Below are 18867 nucleotides of genomic sequence, written 5' to 3' on the forward strand. Positions count from 1 at the left end.
CATGACTTCAATAATTTTTATGGGAACACCTGATTTCTCCGCGCCAATTTTGCGTATGCTACATCATGAAGGCTATGATATTAAAGCGGTAGTTACTCAGCCAGATCGTCCAGTTGGGCGTAAGCGTGTGCTAACACCGCCACCTGTTAAGGCAGCAGCTTTAGAATTAGGTTTACACGTTATTCAGCCTGAAAAGCTACGTGGTTCAGAGGAATTACAACAAATTATTGATTTACAGCCTGACCTAATCGTAACAGCAGCTTTTGGCCAAATTTTGCCGAAAGAATTGTTAGATGCACCACCGCTTGGTTGCATTAACGTCCATGCGTCACTTTTACCGAAATATCGCGGTGGAGCACCTATTCATCAAGCCATTATGGATGGTGAAAAAGAGACAGGTGTAACGATTATGTATATGGAGCAAAAGCTCGATGCTGGTGATATCATTTCCCAAAAGGCTATCCCAATTGAAAAGGATGATTATACGGGGTTGCTATTTGATAAGCTAAGTGCTGTGGGCAGTGAATTATTAAAAGATACACTTCCTTCTATTATAAATGGAACAAATAGTCGTATTGTGCAAGATGAAGCACAAGTAACCTTTGCAAGCAATATTTCACGTGAACAGGAACAAATCGACTGGGCAAACGATGCTACAACTTTATACAATCAAGTACGTGGTCTTCATCCATGGCCAGTTGCCTATACAACATTTGAAGATGGGAACTTTAAAATTTGGTGGGCGAAGGTTGGTAACGCAAAACATGATACTATTCCTGGTACGGTCGTTGTGATTTCAAAGGATCATTTTGAAGTAGCGGCAGGAAATGGAACAACACTTGCCCTGTATGATGTGCAACCAGCTGGTAAAAAACGCATGACAGCAGAGGAATATTTGCGTGGTACAGGTTCTAAATTACAGATTGGGGACCAATTTAAATGAGTAAAAAAAGCGTAGTAATTTGGGATGGAAATGTGCGTGATGCTGCACTTTCTATTTTGTTAGCAGTGGATAAAAATCAAGCCTATAGTAATTTACTTTTAAATGAAACGATAAAGCGCCATAAAATTGAAGCGAAGGATCGTGCGCTTTTAACAGAAATTACGTACGGCACTTTACAATTTAAAATGACACTTGACTACTATTTAGAGCCATTTATTCGTGGTTCAGTAGATCATTGGGTGCGCTGGCTTTTACGTTTATCTTTATATCAAATGCATTATTTAACTCGTATACCACCACATGCAGCGGTGAATGAAGCTGTAGAAATTGCCAAGCGACGAGGTCACAAAGGTATAGCTTCAATGGTTAACGGTATTTTACGCTCTATTTTACGTCAGGGTGTGGCTTCTACTGATGAGATTAAAGATCCGATCGAGCGTCTGGTCATTGAAACGAGTCATCCGGAGTGGTTAGTGCAACGTTTTGTCGAGAATTATGGTATTGAAATAGCATCTGAAATGTTACATGAAAATAATGTGCCTCCAGTACAAACTGTACGTGTAAATACGACAAAAGTGAGCGTTGATCAAGCGATTGCTAGCATAGAAGCGGAAGGCTTAACAGCGAAAAAAAGCGATATGATGCCTGAATGCTTACATGTAACAAATGGTCAGCCAGCTCGAACAAAGGCATTCCAAGAAGGGCTTATTACCATTCAGGATGAAAGCTCAATGATTCCAGCAAAAGTTTTGAATCCATCCTCTGGCATGCGTGTCTTAGATATGTGTGCAGCTCCAGGTGGAAAGACAACACATATAGCTGAAATTATGAAAAATGAAGGTTCGATTTTAGCGACCGACCTTCACCCTCATAAATTAGATTTAATCGACCATAATACTGATCGTCTAGGGATTGATATAGTAGAGACTGCACCGATTGACGGACGTAAAGCACCTGATTTTCTACAACTAGAATCTTTCGACGCTATTTTAGTCGATGCACCTTGTAGTGGTTTAGGTGTCATGCGCCGCAAGCCAGATATTAAATATACAAAACGAGAAGAAGATTTAGAAAACCTCCAAAAGATACAATTGGCGCTATTAAATGCTGCAACAAAAGTATTGAAAATTGGTGGCAAGCTTGTGTACAGTACATGTACAGTCGATAAAAAAGAAAATGAAGGCACTGTAGAAGCCTTTTTAACTACGCATCCAGAAATGGAAGCTATACAACTAGAATCTTTACCAACAAAATTAGCGGAAAAGCAAGCAAATGGCATGCTTCAAGTCTTTCCACAAGACTTTGGCAGTGACGGTTTCTTCGTTGCCGCCTTTCGTAAAAAAGGAGAATCCAACTAATGGTGGATCAAGAGAAATTTAATGAGCGCATTAGCGACTTAGTTGAGGAAGCAGAAGACAAGCCTGTACAACGCGCGAAAAAAGAAAAACCAAATTTAAAGGAATCGGTATACTCATTACAGCCGGAACAGTTAGAAGAATGGTTAAAGGGAAATGGTGAAAAACCATTCCGTGCAGCACAAATTTTTGATTGGCTTTATAATAAACGTGTAAAAACATTTGATGAAATGTCTAACCTTTCAAAAGGATTACGTGACAAGCTTGAAGCAAGTTTTGTATTGACGACATTGTCAACAATTATTCAACAGGAATCAAAAGATGGTACTATCAAGTTTTTATTCCAATTACAAGACGGCTATTCTATTGAAACTGTATTAATGCGTCATGAATACGGGAACTCTATTTGTGTGACGACACAAGTAGGCTGCCGAATTGGCTGTACGTTTTGTGCGTCAACTTTAGGTGGATTAAAACGTCACTTACTAGCAGGGGAAATCGTAGAGCAAGTTGTCAAAGTACAACAAACTTTAGATGAAGTGGGCGAGCGTGTATCACATATCGTCATTATGGGTATTGGAGAACCTTTCGATAATTATGATGCAATGATGAACTTCTTAAAAGTCATCAATCATGAAAAAGGGTTAAACATTGGTGCTCGTCACATCACTGTATCGACATCGGGGATTGTTCCGAAAATTTATCAATTTGCTGATGAACAGTTACAAATCAACTTCGCAGTATCCTTGCACGCACCAAACCAAGAGGCTCGTCAAAAACTAATGCCAATTGCACGTGCTTACAAATTGGATGAATTAATGGAAGCTGTCCGTTACTATACTAAAAAAACTGGCCGACGTGTAACTTTTGAGTATGGTTTAATGTCTGGTGAAAATGATTCAGTTGAAGTTGCTGAAGAATTATCTGCATTAATAAAAGGAATTAAATGCCACGTGAACTTAATTCCTGTAAACTACGTACCAGAACGTGATTATGTTCGCACATCTCGTAGTCAAATTTTTGCCTTTGAAAAAACTTTAAAGAAAAATGGTATAAACGTAACGATCCGCCGAGAGCAAGGTTCAGATATTGCAGCTGCGTGTGGACAGTTACGTGCGCAAGAGAGATCTGAAGAGACGAGGTGACCAGTGTTGAAATACACAGTCGAAAGTGATATTGGGTTAAAAAGAGCAATTAATGAAGACCGTGCGGCTTTTTTTAAACGTCCAGACGGGCTTGCACTTGCACTTGTAGCGGACGGCATGGGAGGTCATAATGCTGGCGATGTAGCAAGTGATATGGCAATGAAACAGATAGAATCCGTTTTTTTACAGGCAGAGGCACATCATTTTGCATCAACAACATCAAAAAAAGAATGGTTATTACAAGCAGTTAAGCAATTAAATAAAAATATATATGACTATTCTTTATCACATGAAGACTGTAAAGGAATGGGCACGACGTTTATTGCGGTGTTAATTGAAGATAATCATTGCTTTATCGCACATGTTGGCGATAGTCGTGTGTATTATTTCTTTGATGATGGTGCACAACAAATAACAAGAGATCACTCATATGTAAATGTTCTCGTTGAAAATGGTGAAATAAGTGAAGAGGAAGCGTTGACACATCCAAAGAAAAATTTCATCTTAAAAGCTGTTGGTACAGAAGAAACGATTGAACCTGACTTTTATGAAGTTGATTTAGCATCAGAATCGTATTTACTCATTTGCTCTGACGGTTTAAGCAATAAACTAACCGTGTATGAAATGGCATCAATTATTACGTATCCAGATTCAATAGAAGAAAAAGGACGGAAACTTGTGGAATTAGCAAATGCAAGCGGGGGGGAAGACAATATCTCCCTCGTGCTACTCACAAGGCAAGATGAGGAGGTGTAAGTATGTTTGTAGGCAAACGAATTAGTGACCGCTATAAAGTTAAAGAGCTCATTGGTGGCGGTGGTATGTCCAATGTTTATTTGGCGCATGACATGATTTTAAACCGTGATGTAGCGATAAAAATATTGCGCTATGATTTTACCAATGAGGATGAATTACATCGACGTTTTCAACGTGAGGCACTTTCTGCTACAAGTCTTACACATCCAAATATTGTTAGTGTTTATGATGTAGGTGATGATGGTGATCTACATTATATTGTAATGGAGTATGTCCAAGGAAAAACATTAAAGCAGTACATACAGGAATTTGCACCAATTTCTCCTGCCAGAAGTGTGCATATTATGAAGCAGTTAACATCTGCAATTGCCAATGCTCATGAAAATCATATTATTCATCGTGATATTAAACCTCAAAATATTTTAATGGATGCTGAGGGCGATGTGAAAGTAACTGATTTTGGCATCGCGATGACGCTTAGTGCAACGTCATTCACACAAACAAACTCCGTGCTTGGAACTGTGCATTATTTGTCACCAGAGCAGGCTCGTGGCGGTACAGCAACAAATAAATCTGATATTTATGCACTTGGGATTGTTTTGTATGAATTATTAACAGGGGAATTACCGTTTTCAGGAGAATCAGCTGTTTCGATTGCGCTTAAGCATTTACAAGCGGAGACACCGTCAGTTCGCGCATTCGATGCTACGATTCCACAAAGCTTGGAAAATGTTGTGCTGAAGGCTACTGCAAAAGACGCATCGCACCGATATTCAACTGTTGAGGAAATGCAAGAGGATTTAGAGACAGTTTTATCGCCAAATCGTATCAACGAACCAAAATTTGTCATACCTGTAGATGATGATGTTACAAAGGCAATTCCCATTATAAAAGAGTCAGTTGTACGTAAAGATGAAGATTTAACGAAGACAAGAGCGATCGAACCAATTACGCAAGTAAAGCCTAAACCAGAAGTTAAGAAGCCAGTTGAGACATCAGCGCCTGTAAAGAAAAAGAAAAAATGGCCAATATATGTCGCTGGATTAGTAATAGCAGCCATTGCCATTCTTCTATTCCTGATATTTGCAACAGATGTATTTAGTCCGAAAAGGATTCCTATACCTAGTGTAACTAATTTGACAATTGAGGAAGCTACTAAGAAATTAGAGGCTGAAGGTTTTATTGTTGGTGAACATCAGGAGCGTTTTGATGAGAACGTTGAAAAGGATAAAGTTATTGAAACAGACCCTTCGGAGGGGACAGAGCGTGTAGAAGGTACGGAAGTAGACTTAGTCGTTAGTCTTGGAGTGGAAATGACGAAAGTGGATGATTATAGAGGGCAGCAAATCAGCCAAGTCGAATCAATGTTAAAGGATAAATTTTTAGAGTCACAAATTAGCTTCGTGCATTCAACAGCGCCAGAAGGACAAATTATTGAACAAGAGCCGCAACCACAAGAAGAGGTAATCGCTAAAGATACATCGATGAAATTTACGGTAAGCGCAGGTGTAAAAATGGTGACTGTAGATAATGTTGTGAATTATACGAAGGCTCAAATGGATGACTATGTAAGTAGAAAAGGATTAAAATGGCGTGTTGCTCGTGAAGACTTTGATGAAACAGTACCGGCTGGAAGTGTTATTTCACAATTGACAAAAGAAGGGGCAGAAGTTGAAGCAGGCTCTACAATAGCTGTTGTTTTAAGTAAAGGACCCGCTGAAAAACCTGTTAAAACTTGGGTGAAAACTGTGGAAATTCCATATGAGCCAAAAGAGGAAGGTATGGAGCAAACCATTCGAATTGATATTCAAGATAAAAACCATTCTATACTAGAAACATTTAAGGAATTTACGATCACGGCTGATACACAATACCAAATACAGCTTGTTATTGAAGAGGGGCAGGAAGCGGCCTATAAAATTATACGTGATTCGCAAATTATTGCTGAAGAAAAAAAGGGATATGATGATATTAAATAAGGGGGAATTGGATGGCGCAAGGCCAAATTCGTAAAGCATTAAGCGGTTATTATTATGTATATGATGGAAAGCAGCTTATACAATGTCGAGGACGTGGGGTATTTCGCAATCGCGGGGAATCCCCACTCGTTGGCGACATTGTAGAATACACAGTGGAAACAGAGGGGTCAGACGGTACCATTCAAAAAATTATGGATCGCCAAAATGAATTAGTACGCCCTCCGATTGCCAATATTGATCAAGGTATTCTGGTTTTTTCTGTAAAAGAACCTAATTTTAATACCATTTTACTGGATCGATTCTTAGTTGTTTTAGAGTCATTTCATGTCCATCCGATTATTTGTTTAACAAAGATGGATTTGCTAGAAGAGCATGAACGTGAGGAATTACAAAGCTATATTGAAGATTATGAAAGCATGGGGTATACCGTGCTGCAAACCTATAAAGATGAGGAAGAATTAGTTGAACGCTTGCAGCCCATATTAAAAGGGAAATCATCTGTTTTAGCAGGACAATCTGGAGTGGGGAAATCCACACTACTAAATACATTAATCCCAGATTTAAATTTAAAAACGGGCGTTATTTCACAAAGCTTAGGGCGTGGAAAACATACGACACGCCACGTCGAATTAATCGAGGTATGTGACGGTTTATTAGCAGATACACCTGGATTTAGTTCTTTTGATTTTGATGAAATAGAAAAAGAAGAGTTAGGTGCATGCTTCCCTGATATGGCCCGAGTTGCCGAGGATTGTAAATTCAGAGGCTGTTTACATTTAAAGGAGCCAAAATGTGCGGTAAAGGCAGCCGTGGAAACGGGAGAAATTCGTGATTATCGCTATAAGCACTACGAACAATTTATACAAGAAATTATGGATCGAAAGCCGAGGTATTAATGATGATACAAATAGCACCATCAATTTTAGCAGCTAACTTTGCTAAATTAGGAGAAGAAGTAAAGGAAGTAGAAAAAGCGGGTGCACAGCTTATTCATATTGATGTAATGGATGGTCATTTTGTGCCGAATATTTCATTTGGCTCCATCGTCTTAGATGCAATCCGTCCTTTAACTGATTTACCGTTGGACGTTCATCTAATGATTGAAAATCCTGATCAGTATATAGAACAATTTGCAAAAGCAGGAGCAGACTATATTACAGTGCATGTAGAGGCTTGCCGTCATTTACACCGTACAATTCAGTTAATTCGCTCATATGGAGTCAAACCGGGTGTTGTATTAAACCCACATACACCAATAGAATCAATTCAACATGTTTTAGAGGATATTGATATGGTGTTGTTCATGACTGTGAATCCAGGCTTTGGTGGACAAAAATTCATTCATTCTGTAGTACCAAAAATTGAAGCATTAGCAGCTATTATTAAAGAACGTAATCTTGATATTGCTATTGAAATCGACGGTGGTATTAATGCAGAGACTATTATTCCTTGTGCAAAAGCAGGAGCAACTATTTTTGTAGCTGGCTCGGCAATTTATAGTAAAGAAGATCGTACAGCGGCACTTCAGGAAATATTAGCTGCTGGTGAGGCAGCGATAAAAGAATGACAACAGTCGTTGTTTGTGCAGGTGGACCAAAAGAGGAACTCTGTTCATTTAAACCGTTTAAAGAGCAAGATGATATCATTTTTATCGGAGCTGATCGAGGAGCACTTTATTTGGTTGAGCAAGGAATTACACCACATGCCATAGTAGGAGATTTTGATTCACTCTCACAAGAGGAATACGAAATGGTGATGACTCATACAAATGATAGTCAACGATTTCAGGAAGAAAAAAATGAAACAGATACGGACTTAGCGTTGTTAAAAGCCTTGACGTATACACCGCTAGAAATTGTTCTTACAGGTGTTACAGGTGGGCGCTTAGATCATTATGAGGCAGCGGTTCGTTCGATGTATCGCTTACAAAAAGAGCATCCACAGGTAGTGTTGAAGATTAGTAATCATGCAAATATGTTGCAATTTTTAATGCCGGGCAAACATAACATAGAAGCAAACGAGCAATATCGTTATTTGTCTTTTTTTGCACATGAAGAGCCGATTAAAGATGTGACATTAAGGCAAGTGAAATATGAAACAACAAATGAAGAAATCTCTCTAGGGACATCCCGCTTTACAAGTAATGAAATAATAGGGAATTCAGGGTCTATATCTTTCTCGCAAGGCATATGTTTAATGATAAGAAGCATAGATTAGCGTGAGGGGGAGAGGGTCCTGAAAGTATATACGTTCCAGCTACCGAAATTTGTGAGTAGTATTACGCGTACGTGTATCAATCTTTTTAAAAAAGAAAAGAAAGTAAAAAAATCCGACTAACACTAGTCGGATTTTTCTTTTAGTGTTGAAAAACAAAATGGTCAAGGAAATCATTAAATAAAGTATGGCTCTCGGCAAAACGAGTGGTTGATTTCCGTTCCGACTGGGCGCTTTCCTGGGGGCGTCCGATGAGCCGCTTCGCTTCGCTGCAGGGTCTCATCTGTGACGCTGATCCCCAAGGAGTCGCCCAGTCTCCACTCCAATCAACCACTTCACATAGTGTATAACTTCTAGCATTTCACTCTAATATAATGTAATAAAACGAAACTCCAGCAATGTTTTATCTGTGCGAAAGCGAAGCGACAGCAACAACAGCAAAGTGAAGGAAGTGGTTCAACGCTCGCTCATAGGTCATAGGAAGCGAGTAGCCAGAAACAGAAATCACCCTTTTTTAATGCGCCACATCATTCGCAAAAATATCCTTTACCATTTTATTTTTCAATACTAAGAAAAACCCGATTAACACTAGTCGAATATTTACTGTTCTATCTACATTATCGCAGTAACTATTGAAGATTCTTAATTTCTCTAGATAACAGGCGATTGTTGTGCTGACATGAGGCTGTTATATGTAAAGAAAGCCGCTAGTAATTACAACGAGATTGTAATTACTAACGGCTTAGTCATTTCATTGTATTTATGGTCGTCCACTAGAAGGATGTTTAAATACAACTTCTACTTTTATCTAAATATTCACAAAGGCGGTTGGTAGTCTGCCCAGTAATTAGAAAGAAAAAAATCGATTTGCGCCAAATGCCAAATCGATTTTTTGGAAGCAACGATTAAACGCGCTCAATTTTACCTGATTTTAATGCACGAGCAGAAACCCATACACGTTTTGGTTTACCGTCTACTAAGATACGAACTTTTTGAAGGTTAGCACCCCAAGTACGTTTGCTAGCGTTCATAGCGTGGGAACGGTTGTTACCAGTACGAGCTTTACGTCCAGTGATTACACATTGTTTTGGCATGTTGTATTCCCTCCTTACTGTTTATGCTGAAAGATTATTATTTCAGTTCGGTATTTCACATACCATAATAATTTAACATACGATGACGTTCAGTGCAACAGTTTTCACGTAACCTTTCAAGAAAAAAACCTTTACAGACATAAATAATTGTCAGATAAGAGGGAATCAATTTCTGGATACAGCAAATTTAAGCTAATATAATTAAAAGTCTTTCAATATTATTTTTCTCGATAGCCAAGCTTCATAGAAACACGTTTACCAGTTTCCACTAAACGCGCCGTAAGGGTGTTAATATGTTCTGTTGAAACGTTAAAGCTAACAAAACCTATACTGACAGCACCTACTACTTCATTAAAACCATTTAAAATGGAAACTGCAATTGAGGATGTTCCTGCTGTTCTTTCCCCATGACTAATGGCAAATCCCTGTAATCTTATTTGGTCAAGTTGTGCCTCTAATTCAGGGATTTCTTCATGAGGGAGAAGCTGTTCAATAATTTCCCTTGCTTGAGAAACGGGCATTGTGGCTAAGATTGTCTTATTTGCGGCGCCAATATGCATCGGAATCCGAATTCCTAACTGATCATAAATACGAATTGGATTAGCTGCACTGTCTATTCTTTCGATAATGATCGTATCTAAACCGGCAGGCTTACTTAAATAGACGCTTTCCTCGACCTCTCTAGCTAAACGCTCTAATTCTGGCCTAATTTTACTAATGTAGTCCATCGTATCATACACTTGTAGGCCAAGCTCCATCCATATTGTACCAAGCCGATATTGTTTCGTTTGATCGTCTTGTTCAATCATTCCTTCCTTAATCATTGCTTTTAAAATTCTATGTAATGTACTTAGTGGCAAATCGCATTTTGCTGCAAGCTCTGAAATGGACAAGCTGCTTTCACTTGCTTCCGAAGCTAAAACTTTAGCAATTGTCATAGCACGTTCTAATAATTGCATTAATGTCCCACCTGTCCTTCACTCATTTTTATACTTTGTCTACGTCTAGCTTAAACATAGAACTATGGTTTAGTAAACCTCTCTCTCCGCATCATAAGTTGAGTGAATAAATAAATTTTTCTAAATATATTGACAGTATAACATAAAACAAATATATTTTTCATATAAACTTTCCTCTTAGCGGAAACGTTTTCCACTGCACGGAAAAAGGGGGTGAAGGGAATGCATTATTGTTCATCAATGTATGCACCTTTGAAACACGTAATAGTAAAACATCCAAAAGATGCTTTCCGGAGCCAAGAGCATCTTAGTGATGAATGGAAAACATTTAACTACCTATCAGAACCTAACTATAATGAGGCTCTTAGAGAATATGCTGAATTTACAAGTATTCTCGAAAAATATGTTGAAAAAATTGATTATCTACCAGAATCAGAAGAAGTAGGGTTGGATTCTCTATATGCACATGACCCTGTCAAATTTACGCCAAAAGGGGCAATGATCTTAAAATCTGGAAAAAAATTAAGACAGTCAGAAGCAGCTGTTTATCAAACATTTTTACAAGAAAAGGGTATTCCAATAATCGGTGAATTGACAGGAGATGCTGTTGCAGATGGTGGCGATATCGTTTGGCTTGATGACCGTACACTTGTTGTAGGTCGAGGCTATCGAACGAATGATGAAGCAATTCGTCAGTTAAAGGATATGACGGCGGATATTGTCGATGAATTTATTGTTGTCCAGCTATCCCATGATTTAGGTGAAGCGGAATGTTTACACTTAATGTCCTTTATTAGTATGGTGGATAAGGATTTAGCGGTTGTACATTCACGATTAATGCCAGTTTTTTTCCGTCAGCTTTTGATTGAACGAGGTATTCAATTAGTTGAGGTACCGAAGGATGAGTATGATGCGCTAGGCTGTAACGTCTTAGCACTTGCGCCTAGAGTATGTATGCTTCCAAATGGAAATCCAATGACAAAGCAACAATTACTTGATGCAGGCGCAACAGTCTATGAATATAAAGGAAATGAAATTACAGTAAAAGGGACAGGTGGACCTACATGTCTAACTTGTCCAGTAGTAAGAGGATAAAAGAATAGAAGAATAAAAGGGGACGAAGTAAATGTTTAAAAATGTGATAGTAAAAAATCCAGGAAATAGTTATATAAACGGTTTAACGACTAGTGACTTAGGAAAACCAATTTTAGAGAAATTATTTGAGCAGCACGGAAAATATGTAGAGGCTTTAAAGAAATGTGGCGTAGAGGTTACACAGCTTCCGGCAAACGAAGCTTTCCCAGATTCGACATTCGTAGAAGATACAGCTGTTTTAACACCTGAGTTTGCCATTATTTCAAACCCTGGCGCAGAAGCTCGTAATCGTGAGATTGAGGACATTGAACCAGGTGTTAAAAAGTTCTATGAAAAAATGTACTATATCGAAGGTCCAGGAACACTTGATGGTGGAGATGTATTGCAGGCAGAAAAGAAATTTTATGTTGGTATCTCTGATCGTACGAATGAAGAAGGAGCTCGACAATTTAAAGAAATCGTTGAAAAAGAAGGCTATGAGGCAACGATTATTCCGTTAAAAGAATTTTTCCATTTAAAAACGGGTATCGCCTATGTTGGTGAAAATCGAATGGTGCTAGCAGGAGAATTTGTCGATCACCCTGCGTTTGAATCTTACGAAAAAATTATAATTCCAAAAGAGGATGAGTATTCAGCAAACTGTATTCAAGTAAATGATTATGTCATTATTCCAGCAGGCTATCCAGAAACAAACCGTAAATTAAATGATTTAGGCTATCAAACAATTGAACTTGAAATGTCTGAATTTAGAAAACATGATGGTGGGTTAAGCTGCCTGTCATTACGTTTTTAGATTTATAAATACCCAATCAATTTAAATAGGATAAATTGGTTGGGTACTTTAGTAGTGTTGATGTCAGAATTTTTAAACAACGACTAGAGAGTGGGGATGGATATTGAGTAAAGGGGAACAACGGCACGATGATCAATTAAATCGTTCAATGAAAAGTCGTCATTTATTGATGCTATCACTCGGTGGAGTTATTGGGACAGGCTTGTTTTTAAACGTTGGCTATACCATTAATCAAGCAGGTCCTGGGGGAGCGTTAATTGGTTATTTATTTGGTGGTTTAATATTGTACATGGTTATGAATTGTCTTGGGGAATTAGCTGTTTATATGCCTGTAACGGGTTCTTTTCAAACGTATGCAACAAGATTTATCAGTCCTTCAGCAGGCTTTTCTTTAGGGTGGATGTATTTTGTCGGGTCAGCTGCTACAGCGGGGGTAGAATTTACAGCAGCGGGAATATTGATGCAACATTGGTTCCCGAATGTACCTATTTGGATCTGGTGTGCAGTTTTTATGGTTCTTCTGTTTGCATTAAACGCGTTAACAACGAAAGGTTTTGCTGAAGCGGAGTTTTGGTTTGCGAGCATTAAAGTAATTGCAGTGATAGCCTTTATCATCATAGGGGGCGCGGTAATTTTTGGTTTGATTCCATTAGCTGATCGCCCTACGCCACATCTAACAAATTTAGCGCCGACAGGATTATTCCCAGCTGGTATTGCGATTATCTTTGTCACAATGATGAATGTTATCTTTTCTTACCAAGGGTCCGAACTTGTTGGTATTGCAGCAGGGGAAACTGAAAATCCAGAAAAAAATATTCCGCGAGCAATCCGGACAATTCTTTTTAGAATAATAGTTTTCTATATTGCTTCTATTATTGTTTTATCTGCCATATTCCCGTCATCGGAGCTTGGACTACTGGAAAGTCCATTTGTCACATTGATGAGTTTAGCGGGCGTTCCTTATGCTGCTGGTATTATGAATTTTGTTATTCTAACTGCGATTTTATCGGTAGGTAACTCATGTCTATATGCTTCAACACGTTTATTATGGTCGATGTCAAAAGAGGGGATGGCTCCAAAATTATTTGGACGACTAACGAAAAATAAAGTGCCATTAAATGCCCTCGTTTTCACGATGCTTTTCTCACTGCTCTCTTTATTAACGAGCGTGATGGAAGCAGATGCAGTATTTGTTTTACTCATGTCTGTTGCAGGGATTTCTGTCACAATTTCATGGATGGGAATTTGTGCTTCCCAATTGATGTTCCGATATCGCTATGTGAAAGCAGGAGGAAATGTGGCTGATTTAAAATTTAAAACGCCATTTTATCCATTGATTCCAATATTCTGTATTAGTTTTTGTATGCTAATTCTTATCTTTTTAGCATTCGATCCAACACAAAGAATTGGTTTATTATACGGTATTGGATTCTTCATTGCTTGTATGATTTTCTATAAATTGAAATTGAGTAAAATAAATACAGTTTCTTCTGAGATTGAAGTGAAAAATGAGGAATCGTTTGATTTACATTGAAATGAAATGCATTCGATTTTGAGGCATCGGATAAAGGAGAATGATTATGACTAATTATCTTTGGAATACACCTGAAAAACTGCGTGCATTATTATGTGAAATTGTCAGTTGGGAAAGTAGGACATTAACGCAAGGTGAAAATGAATTTGCCTATAAATTAACAAATAAATTGCAAACGCTCTCTTACTTTCAAAAAAGGCCAGAATTGATTGAGTTACATGATGCAGGGCTTGGGCGCAATGCTGTGACTGCTTTGTACAAGCACCCATCTGCGACAGAAACGGTTGTGTTAATTAGTCATTTTGATACTGTTCATACCGAAGAATATGGTGAACTTGAGCCGCTTGCCTTCTATCCTGAAGAATTAACAAAAAAGCTAATGGAACCTAAATACAAAAAGGATTTACCTGAAGCGGCAAGAATTGATTTGGAATCAGGAAACTATTTATTTGGTCGTGGAACGATGGATATGAAAATGGGACTTGCTTTGCATATGCAATTAATAGAAAAAGCAAGCATTGAAGAGTGGCCAATTAATCTCATTTTAACGGCTGTGCCAGATGAAGAAGTGAACTCTGCTGGGATGCGAGCAGCAGTTGTTGAGCTTGTAAGGCTTCGTGACCAGCATGGATTATCTTATAAACTATTTTTAAATAGTGAGCCTTCTTTTTCACAAGGTCCAGCTGATACGAATGAATATATTTATTCAGGAACAATCGGTAAAATTATGCCTGCTGCCTTATTTTATGGAAAAGAGACACATGTAGGTGAGCCGTTAAAAGGAATGACAGCAAACTTTATTGCTTCATATATGACGCAGCATATGGAGTGGAATCCAGTTTTCCGTGAAACAGATCTTGGTGAAAGTACGCCATTACCTGTATCCTTACAATTAAAAGATTTGAAAAGGGAGTACTCTACACAAACACCATATCGTGCAGCAGCTCTTTACAATGTGTTTTTATTAAAGCGCACAGCATCTGAAGTAATGGATATTTTTGAACAAGTTGCATTGGAGGCAATGGCAGCTTGTAATGAGCAGTATAAGCAAATTTGTGAGCGAGAAAAGGTAAAGGGTGTAGGTGAAGTAAAAGTACTTCGTTATGAAACGCTTTTAGAGCATGCGATCATTAAATTAGGAACTGAGGAAGTAAATACGATAAAACGTCATGTTCTTGATAATCATTTATGGGATGATCGAGAGAAATCCATTCGCATCGTGGATCAGCTAATGATCCGTTGCCAGGAACTGACGCCGGCAACAGTGCTGTTGTATGCACCACCTTACTATCCTGCAATCAATTCGTCGAACCATCCACTTGTCATTCAATCGATAGAGTTGATGAAGAAAACGGCAAAAACGTTTGATATTGAAGTGGAGCAAATTCACTATTTTAATGGTATTTGCGATTTGAGTTATGTCAATTATTCAGATGACTCAAATGAATGGACAGCATTCGAACGTAACACACCTGTATGGGGAGATACATATAGCATCCCGTTTGAAGCTATGTCTGCATTGCAGGGCCCTGTATTAAATGTTGGACCTTTTGGAAAGGATGCCCACCAAAAGACAGAAAGATTACATGTCGACAGCGCATTTAAGGAAATGCCAGTGATGATTGAAACGCTTATTAAGAGCTTGATTTAGATCATAAAAATGGATTTAAGTAAGGAAGCTGATGCTAAATGAACTGCCCCGTAAAAGTTAGACACCAATCTAACTTTTACAGGGCAGTTCAGAATGGTATCAGCTTTTTTTAATGATTTGTACCGTTTTTGCCATTCCATTTCGGAAATTTTTTTGGATTATGTTCATAAAAGTTCCACCGATTTTAATAAGTGTCTATAAAATAATGGGATATCAGGTAAAAGTATTAAAGTGTTTTTGCCGATGTCCCTTATTATTTCAATGGGGCTAATTATTCAGCGTCACACTTATAAAGTACAAAGGCAATTTACGAAAAAGCATATTTTAATAGATGAAGAAATGACAAAATCCAAGAAATTATTAGCTGAGAAAAATGATGTACTATCAAAGCAAGCACTTCGTGCCACGTTAACAAACCTTCCAAATCGGCGAGCATTTAATAATAAATTGACACAAATTTGGCAACAATTTAGTAAACCGAAGTCTCTAGCGGTGATAATGGTGGATATTGATTTCTTTAAAGATTTCAATGATTATTATGGTCATTTACAGGGTGATGAAGCGTTAACAAATGTGGCAGTTCTGTTAGATGGAATTTCAGAAAAGTATAATGCATTTGCTACACGTTGGAGAGGAGAAGAATTCGTGATTATTACTTAACAGGCCGCAAAATTTGCAGAGCATGTTTGTGAGGAAATTTTAGAGGAAGTCTGCAACTTAAACATTCTTCACGAGCGTTTGAACATAGCTGATGTTGTAACGGTTAGTATTGGGATGTGCAATGACAAAATCTCAATTATCGAGCATTCGAAAACGTGTTGTGAATTAGCCGATCAAGCATTATACACAGCAAAACAAAACGGTCGTACCAACTTTTATAGCAAAAATGAACATTTCGATGAATTGGTATGTTAATCTGTAATGTCAGTAAAACGTTGATACAGTGCGTTTTCATCCCCTCCTAGGTTGCCTAATGTATAACGAAAGTGTTACAATATAGTTTAGTCAAAAAGAGCCAAGGGGGCATTTCTATGTCGATTGAATTAAACAATGAATTCGGCCAAATTGATATTTCAACAGATGTACTTGCGCAAATTGCTGGTGGCGCTGCTGTAGAATGCTACGGTATTGTTGGCATGGCATCTAAACATCAAATTCGTGATGGTCTAACTGATATTTTACGTAAAGAAAATTTTGCAAAAGGTGTTGTTATTCGAAAACAGGACGACAATTTACATATTGATATGTACATTATTGTTAGTTACGGGACGAAAATTTCAGAAGTTGCTTATCAAGTACAATCAAAAGTGAAATATACAGTGGATAAAACATTAGGTATGAGCGTAAAATCTGTCAATATCTTTGTGCAGGGCGTTCGTGTAGCGAATGATTAAGAGGAGGAACTAAATCGAATGCAGTCTTTAGACGGAATAAAGTTTGCAGAAATGGTGCAAATGGGTGCCCATCACCTATTCCAAAATGCAAATTATGTTGATTCATTAAATGTATTTCCAGTACCGGACGGTGATACAGGAACAAATATGAACTTGTCGATGACATCTGGTGCGAAGGAAACGGAGCAATTTGCGTCAGAACATATCGGCAAAACAGCTCAAGCTTTATCAAAAGGTTTACTTATGGGAGCGCGCGGAAATTCTGGGGTTATTTTATCGCAGTTATTCCGTGGTTTTGGTAAGGCTATTGAAAAAGAGGCGACAATTGATGCCAAGGGCTTTGCAGGTGCCTTCCAAGCAGGTGTTGATACAGCTTATAAAGCAGTAATGAAGCCAGTTGAAGGAACGATTTTAACGGTAGCACGTGAAGCGGCACTAAAAGGCGTGGAAGTGGCAGAAACTGAAAACGATATCATTACGGTGATGGAAGCATTTACTGCTGAAGCACAGGCTTCGTTGGAACGTACACCTGAGCTTTTACCTGTTCTTAAAGAAGTAGGTGTTGTAGATAGTGGTGGTCAGGGTCTTCTATTTGTGTACGAAGGGTTCTTAGCATCTTTAAAAGGTGAGCCATTACCGCAGAAAAATGAAGCAACTTTAGATGATTTAATCAATGCAGAGCATCATAGAGCACAAGATTTTATGAATACTGCTGATATTGAGTTTGGTTATTGTACAGAAATCATGGTACGTTTAGAAAATGGGAAAGAGCCATTTAGCGAAGAACAATTCCGCAATGAATTAAACCCACTAGGTGATTCTTTACTTGTTATTTCGGATGAAGAGATTGCAAAAGTGCATATTCATTCAGAGCAACCTGGCGCTGTGTTAGCTATGGGTCAAAAATATGGTAGTCTTATTAAAATTAAAGTCGACAATATGCGTGAACAGCATTCTGCCATCGTTGGTGAGGATCATAAAGTGCCTTCTCCAGCCAAAAAAGTAGAAAAGCATCCGTATGCAATTGTAACGATTGCAATGGGCGAGGGAGTTGCTGAATTACTTCGTTCAATTGGTGCTTCTTATGTTATTGAAGGCGGTCAAACAATGAATCCTTCAACTGAAGATATTGTGAAGGCAGTACAAGAAATTGGTGCTGAAAAAGTGTTGATTTTACCGAATAATAAAAATATCGTCATGGCTGCAGAACAAGCAGTTGAGCTTTTAGATATTGAAGCGGCTGTAGTGCCAACGAAAACAATCCCTCAAGGTATGGCGGCGATTCTATCGTTTAATCCAGAAGCGGCAGTAGAAATGAACCAAGCAACAATGACGGAAGCTTTTGCAAATGTGAAAACAGGCCAAGTCACTTATGCAGTTCGAGATACATCTATCGATGGTGTAGAAATCCATAAGGATGATTTCATGGCTCTTGCGGAAGGGAAAATTGTATTATCTACTCCAGCATTAAAAGATGCTGCTGAGAAGGTAATTACTGATTTAGTAGATGAAGATGCAGAAATTGTAACAGTCATCTATGGTGAGGACACAACGGAAGAAAATGCCTCAGCATTAGTGAAATTTATTGAAGAACATTATCCAGAGGTCGAAGTAGAGTTATTTAATGGTAAACAAGGATTATATCCATATATTATTTCAGTAGAATAATTTGATGCTACTTTGCGCATAAGTAGACAAAGCAGTGCACACGCCGTGTACTGCTTTTGTTTATGGTACAAGGAGATTAGAGGATAATAAACGATAGAGATTAGCCAAAAATGAATCATTTGATGTATGTACCCGGAGGACGACGGATTTGGAAATACTGGAATATTAGCCTTTTGAAATTTTTGTGTATATGGAGTAGACAAAAGTTAAACAATATTTCCAATGTGTAAATTATAGTAGAGTAAATTTTCTGAAATTTGATAAATAAGTGCTTTACTTTTGTAGTA

General features: G+C 38.1%; 19 protein-coding genes. 16 read left to right on the forward strand and 3 right to left on the reverse strand.

The genetic code is table 11. The features are described 5' to 3' along the window. The first annotated feature begins 1 nt into the window (after nucleotide 1). From fmt to spoVM, 9 genes are read left to right on the forward strand one after another with little or no spacing between them, the layout of a single operon-like run. A complete protein-coding gene (gene fmt / locus ACVWXS_RS00180) occupies nucleotides 2-943 on the forward strand; it encodes a methionyl-tRNA formyltransferase (protein WP_456955259.1) in 942 nt (313 codons plus the stop codon). Then, nucleotides 940-2301: a 16S rRNA (cytosine(967)-C(5))-methyltransferase RsmB gene (gene rsmB / locus ACVWXS_RS00185; RefSeq protein WP_427418505.1), complete on the forward strand. Its 1362-nt coding sequence runs from the start codon at nucleotides 940-942 to the stop codon at nucleotides 2299-2301. Before fmt ends, rsmB begins: the two co-directional genes overlap by 4 nt. Then, nucleotides 2301-3443 carry a 23S rRNA (adenine(2503)-C(2))-methyltransferase RlmN gene (gene rlmN / locus ACVWXS_RS00190; RefSeq protein WP_456955261.1) on the forward strand — a complete coding sequence of 381 codons (1143 nt, stop codon included), beginning with the start codon at nucleotides 2301-2303 and terminating at the stop codon, nucleotides 3441-3443. Before rsmB ends, rlmN begins: the two co-directional genes overlap by 1 nt. Nucleotides 3444-3449: 6 nt before the next feature. After that, nucleotides 3450-4199 (forward strand): Stp1/IreP family PP2C-type Ser/Thr phosphatase, encoded by a 750-nt coding sequence (locus tag ACVWXS_RS00195; protein WP_223552766.1) that lies wholly within the window; start codon nucleotides 3450-3452, stop codon nucleotides 4197-4199. Between the two features lie 2 nt (nucleotides 4200-4201). Further along, entirely contained in the window at nucleotides 4202-6178 is a 1977-nt protein-coding gene (gene pknB, locus ACVWXS_RS00200) for a Stk1 family PASTA domain-containing Ser/Thr kinase (RefSeq protein ID WP_456955263.1), read from the forward strand. A gap of 11 nt (nucleotides 6179-6189) precedes the next feature. Then, nucleotides 6190-7074 (forward strand): ribosome small subunit-dependent GTPase A, encoded by an 885-nt coding sequence (gene rsgA, locus ACVWXS_RS00205; RefSeq protein WP_402986669.1) that lies wholly within the window; start codon nucleotides 6190-6192, stop codon nucleotides 7072-7074. Between the two features lie 2 nt (nucleotides 7075-7076). Next, nucleotides 7077-7745, forward strand: a complete 669-nt coding sequence (gene rpe / locus ACVWXS_RS00210) for a ribulose-phosphate 3-epimerase (RefSeq protein WP_368635588.1) — start codon at nucleotides 7077-7079, stop codon at nucleotides 7743-7745. Next, a complete protein-coding gene (locus ACVWXS_RS00215) occupies nucleotides 7742-8395 on the forward strand; it encodes a thiamine diphosphokinase (RefSeq protein WP_402986671.1) in 654 nt (217 codons plus the stop codon). Before rpe ends, ACVWXS_RS00215 begins: the two co-directional genes overlap by 4 nt. A gap of 18 nt (nucleotides 8396-8413) precedes the next feature. After that, nucleotides 8414-8515, forward strand: coding sequence for a stage V sporulation protein SpoVM (gene spoVM, locus ACVWXS_RS00220; RefSeq protein WP_139114376.1), 102 nt, complete (start codon nucleotides 8414-8416; stop codon nucleotides 8513-8515). Nucleotides 8516-8568: 53 nt separating this feature from the next. Here spoVM and ACVWXS_RS00225 read toward each other — a convergent pair whose 3' ends face one another. From ACVWXS_RS00225 to ACVWXS_RS00235, 3 genes are all read right to left on the reverse strand, one after another. Then, the gene (locus ACVWXS_RS00225; RefSeq protein ID WP_456955266.1) at nucleotides 8569-8718 is read right to left on the reverse strand and encodes a hypothetical protein; all 150 of its coding nucleotides are present in this window, start codon (nucleotides 8716-8718) and stop codon (nucleotides 8569-8571) included. A gap of 579 nt (nucleotides 8719-9297) precedes the next feature. After that, nucleotides 9298-9486 (reverse strand): 50S ribosomal protein L28, encoded by a 189-nt coding sequence (rpmB, locus tag ACVWXS_RS00230; protein WP_049668398.1) that lies wholly within the window; start codon nucleotides 9484-9486, stop codon nucleotides 9298-9300. 218 nt (nucleotides 9487-9704) lie between these two features. After that, nucleotides 9705-10445, reverse strand: coding sequence for an IclR family transcriptional regulator (locus ACVWXS_RS00235; RefSeq protein ID WP_368635491.1), 741 nt, complete (start codon nucleotides 10443-10445; stop codon nucleotides 9705-9707). Nucleotides 10446-10667: 222 nt separating this feature from the next. Here ACVWXS_RS00235 and ACVWXS_RS00240 point away from each other — a divergent pair, with 222 nt between their 5' ends. The 7 genes from ACVWXS_RS00240 (at nucleotide 10668) to ACVWXS_RS00270 (ending at nucleotide 18580) form a co-directional block, all read left to right on the forward strand. Further along, entirely contained in the window at nucleotides 10668-11540 is an 873-nt protein-coding gene (locus tag ACVWXS_RS00240) for a dimethylarginine dimethylaminohydrolase family protein (RefSeq protein WP_456955269.1), read from the forward strand. A 31-nt stretch (nucleotides 11541-11571) separates the two neighbouring features. Beyond that, nucleotides 11572-12333: a dimethylarginine dimethylaminohydrolase family protein gene (locus tag ACVWXS_RS00245; RefSeq protein WP_368635489.1), complete on the forward strand. Its 762-nt coding sequence runs from the start codon at nucleotides 11572-11574 to the stop codon at nucleotides 12331-12333. A gap of 100 nt (nucleotides 12334-12433) precedes the next feature. Further along, nucleotides 12434-13867 (forward strand): amino acid permease, encoded by a 1434-nt coding sequence (locus ACVWXS_RS00250; protein WP_402986863.1) that lies wholly within the window; start codon nucleotides 12434-12436, stop codon nucleotides 13865-13867. 46 nt (nucleotides 13868-13913) lie between these two features. Then, a complete protein-coding gene (locus ACVWXS_RS00255) occupies nucleotides 13914-15518 on the forward strand; it encodes a M20/M25/M40 family metallo-hydrolase (RefSeq protein WP_456955271.1) in 1605 nt (534 codons plus the stop codon). Between the two features lie 243 nt (nucleotides 15519-15761). Beyond that, nucleotides 15762-16178 carry a GGDEF domain-containing protein gene (locus tag ACVWXS_RS00260; protein WP_456955273.1) on the forward strand — a complete coding sequence of 139 codons (417 nt, stop codon included), beginning with the start codon at nucleotides 15762-15764 and terminating at the stop codon, nucleotides 16176-16178. A gap of 371 nt (nucleotides 16179-16549) precedes the next feature. Next, the gene (locus ACVWXS_RS00265; RefSeq protein WP_049668404.1) at nucleotides 16550-16912 is read left to right on the forward strand and encodes an Asp23/Gls24 family envelope stress response protein; all 363 of its coding nucleotides are present in this window, start codon (nucleotides 16550-16552) and stop codon (nucleotides 16910-16912) included. An 18-nt stretch (nucleotides 16913-16930) separates the two neighbouring features. Beyond that, on the forward strand, nucleotides 16931-18580 hold the full coding sequence (locus tag ACVWXS_RS00270; protein WP_368635487.1) for a DAK2 domain-containing protein: 1650 nt from the start codon (nucleotides 16931-16933) through the stop codon (nucleotides 18578-18580). Nucleotides 18581-18867: the final 287 nt, after the last annotated feature.

This window comes from Lysinibacillus sp. TE18511 (assembly GCF_054062295.1).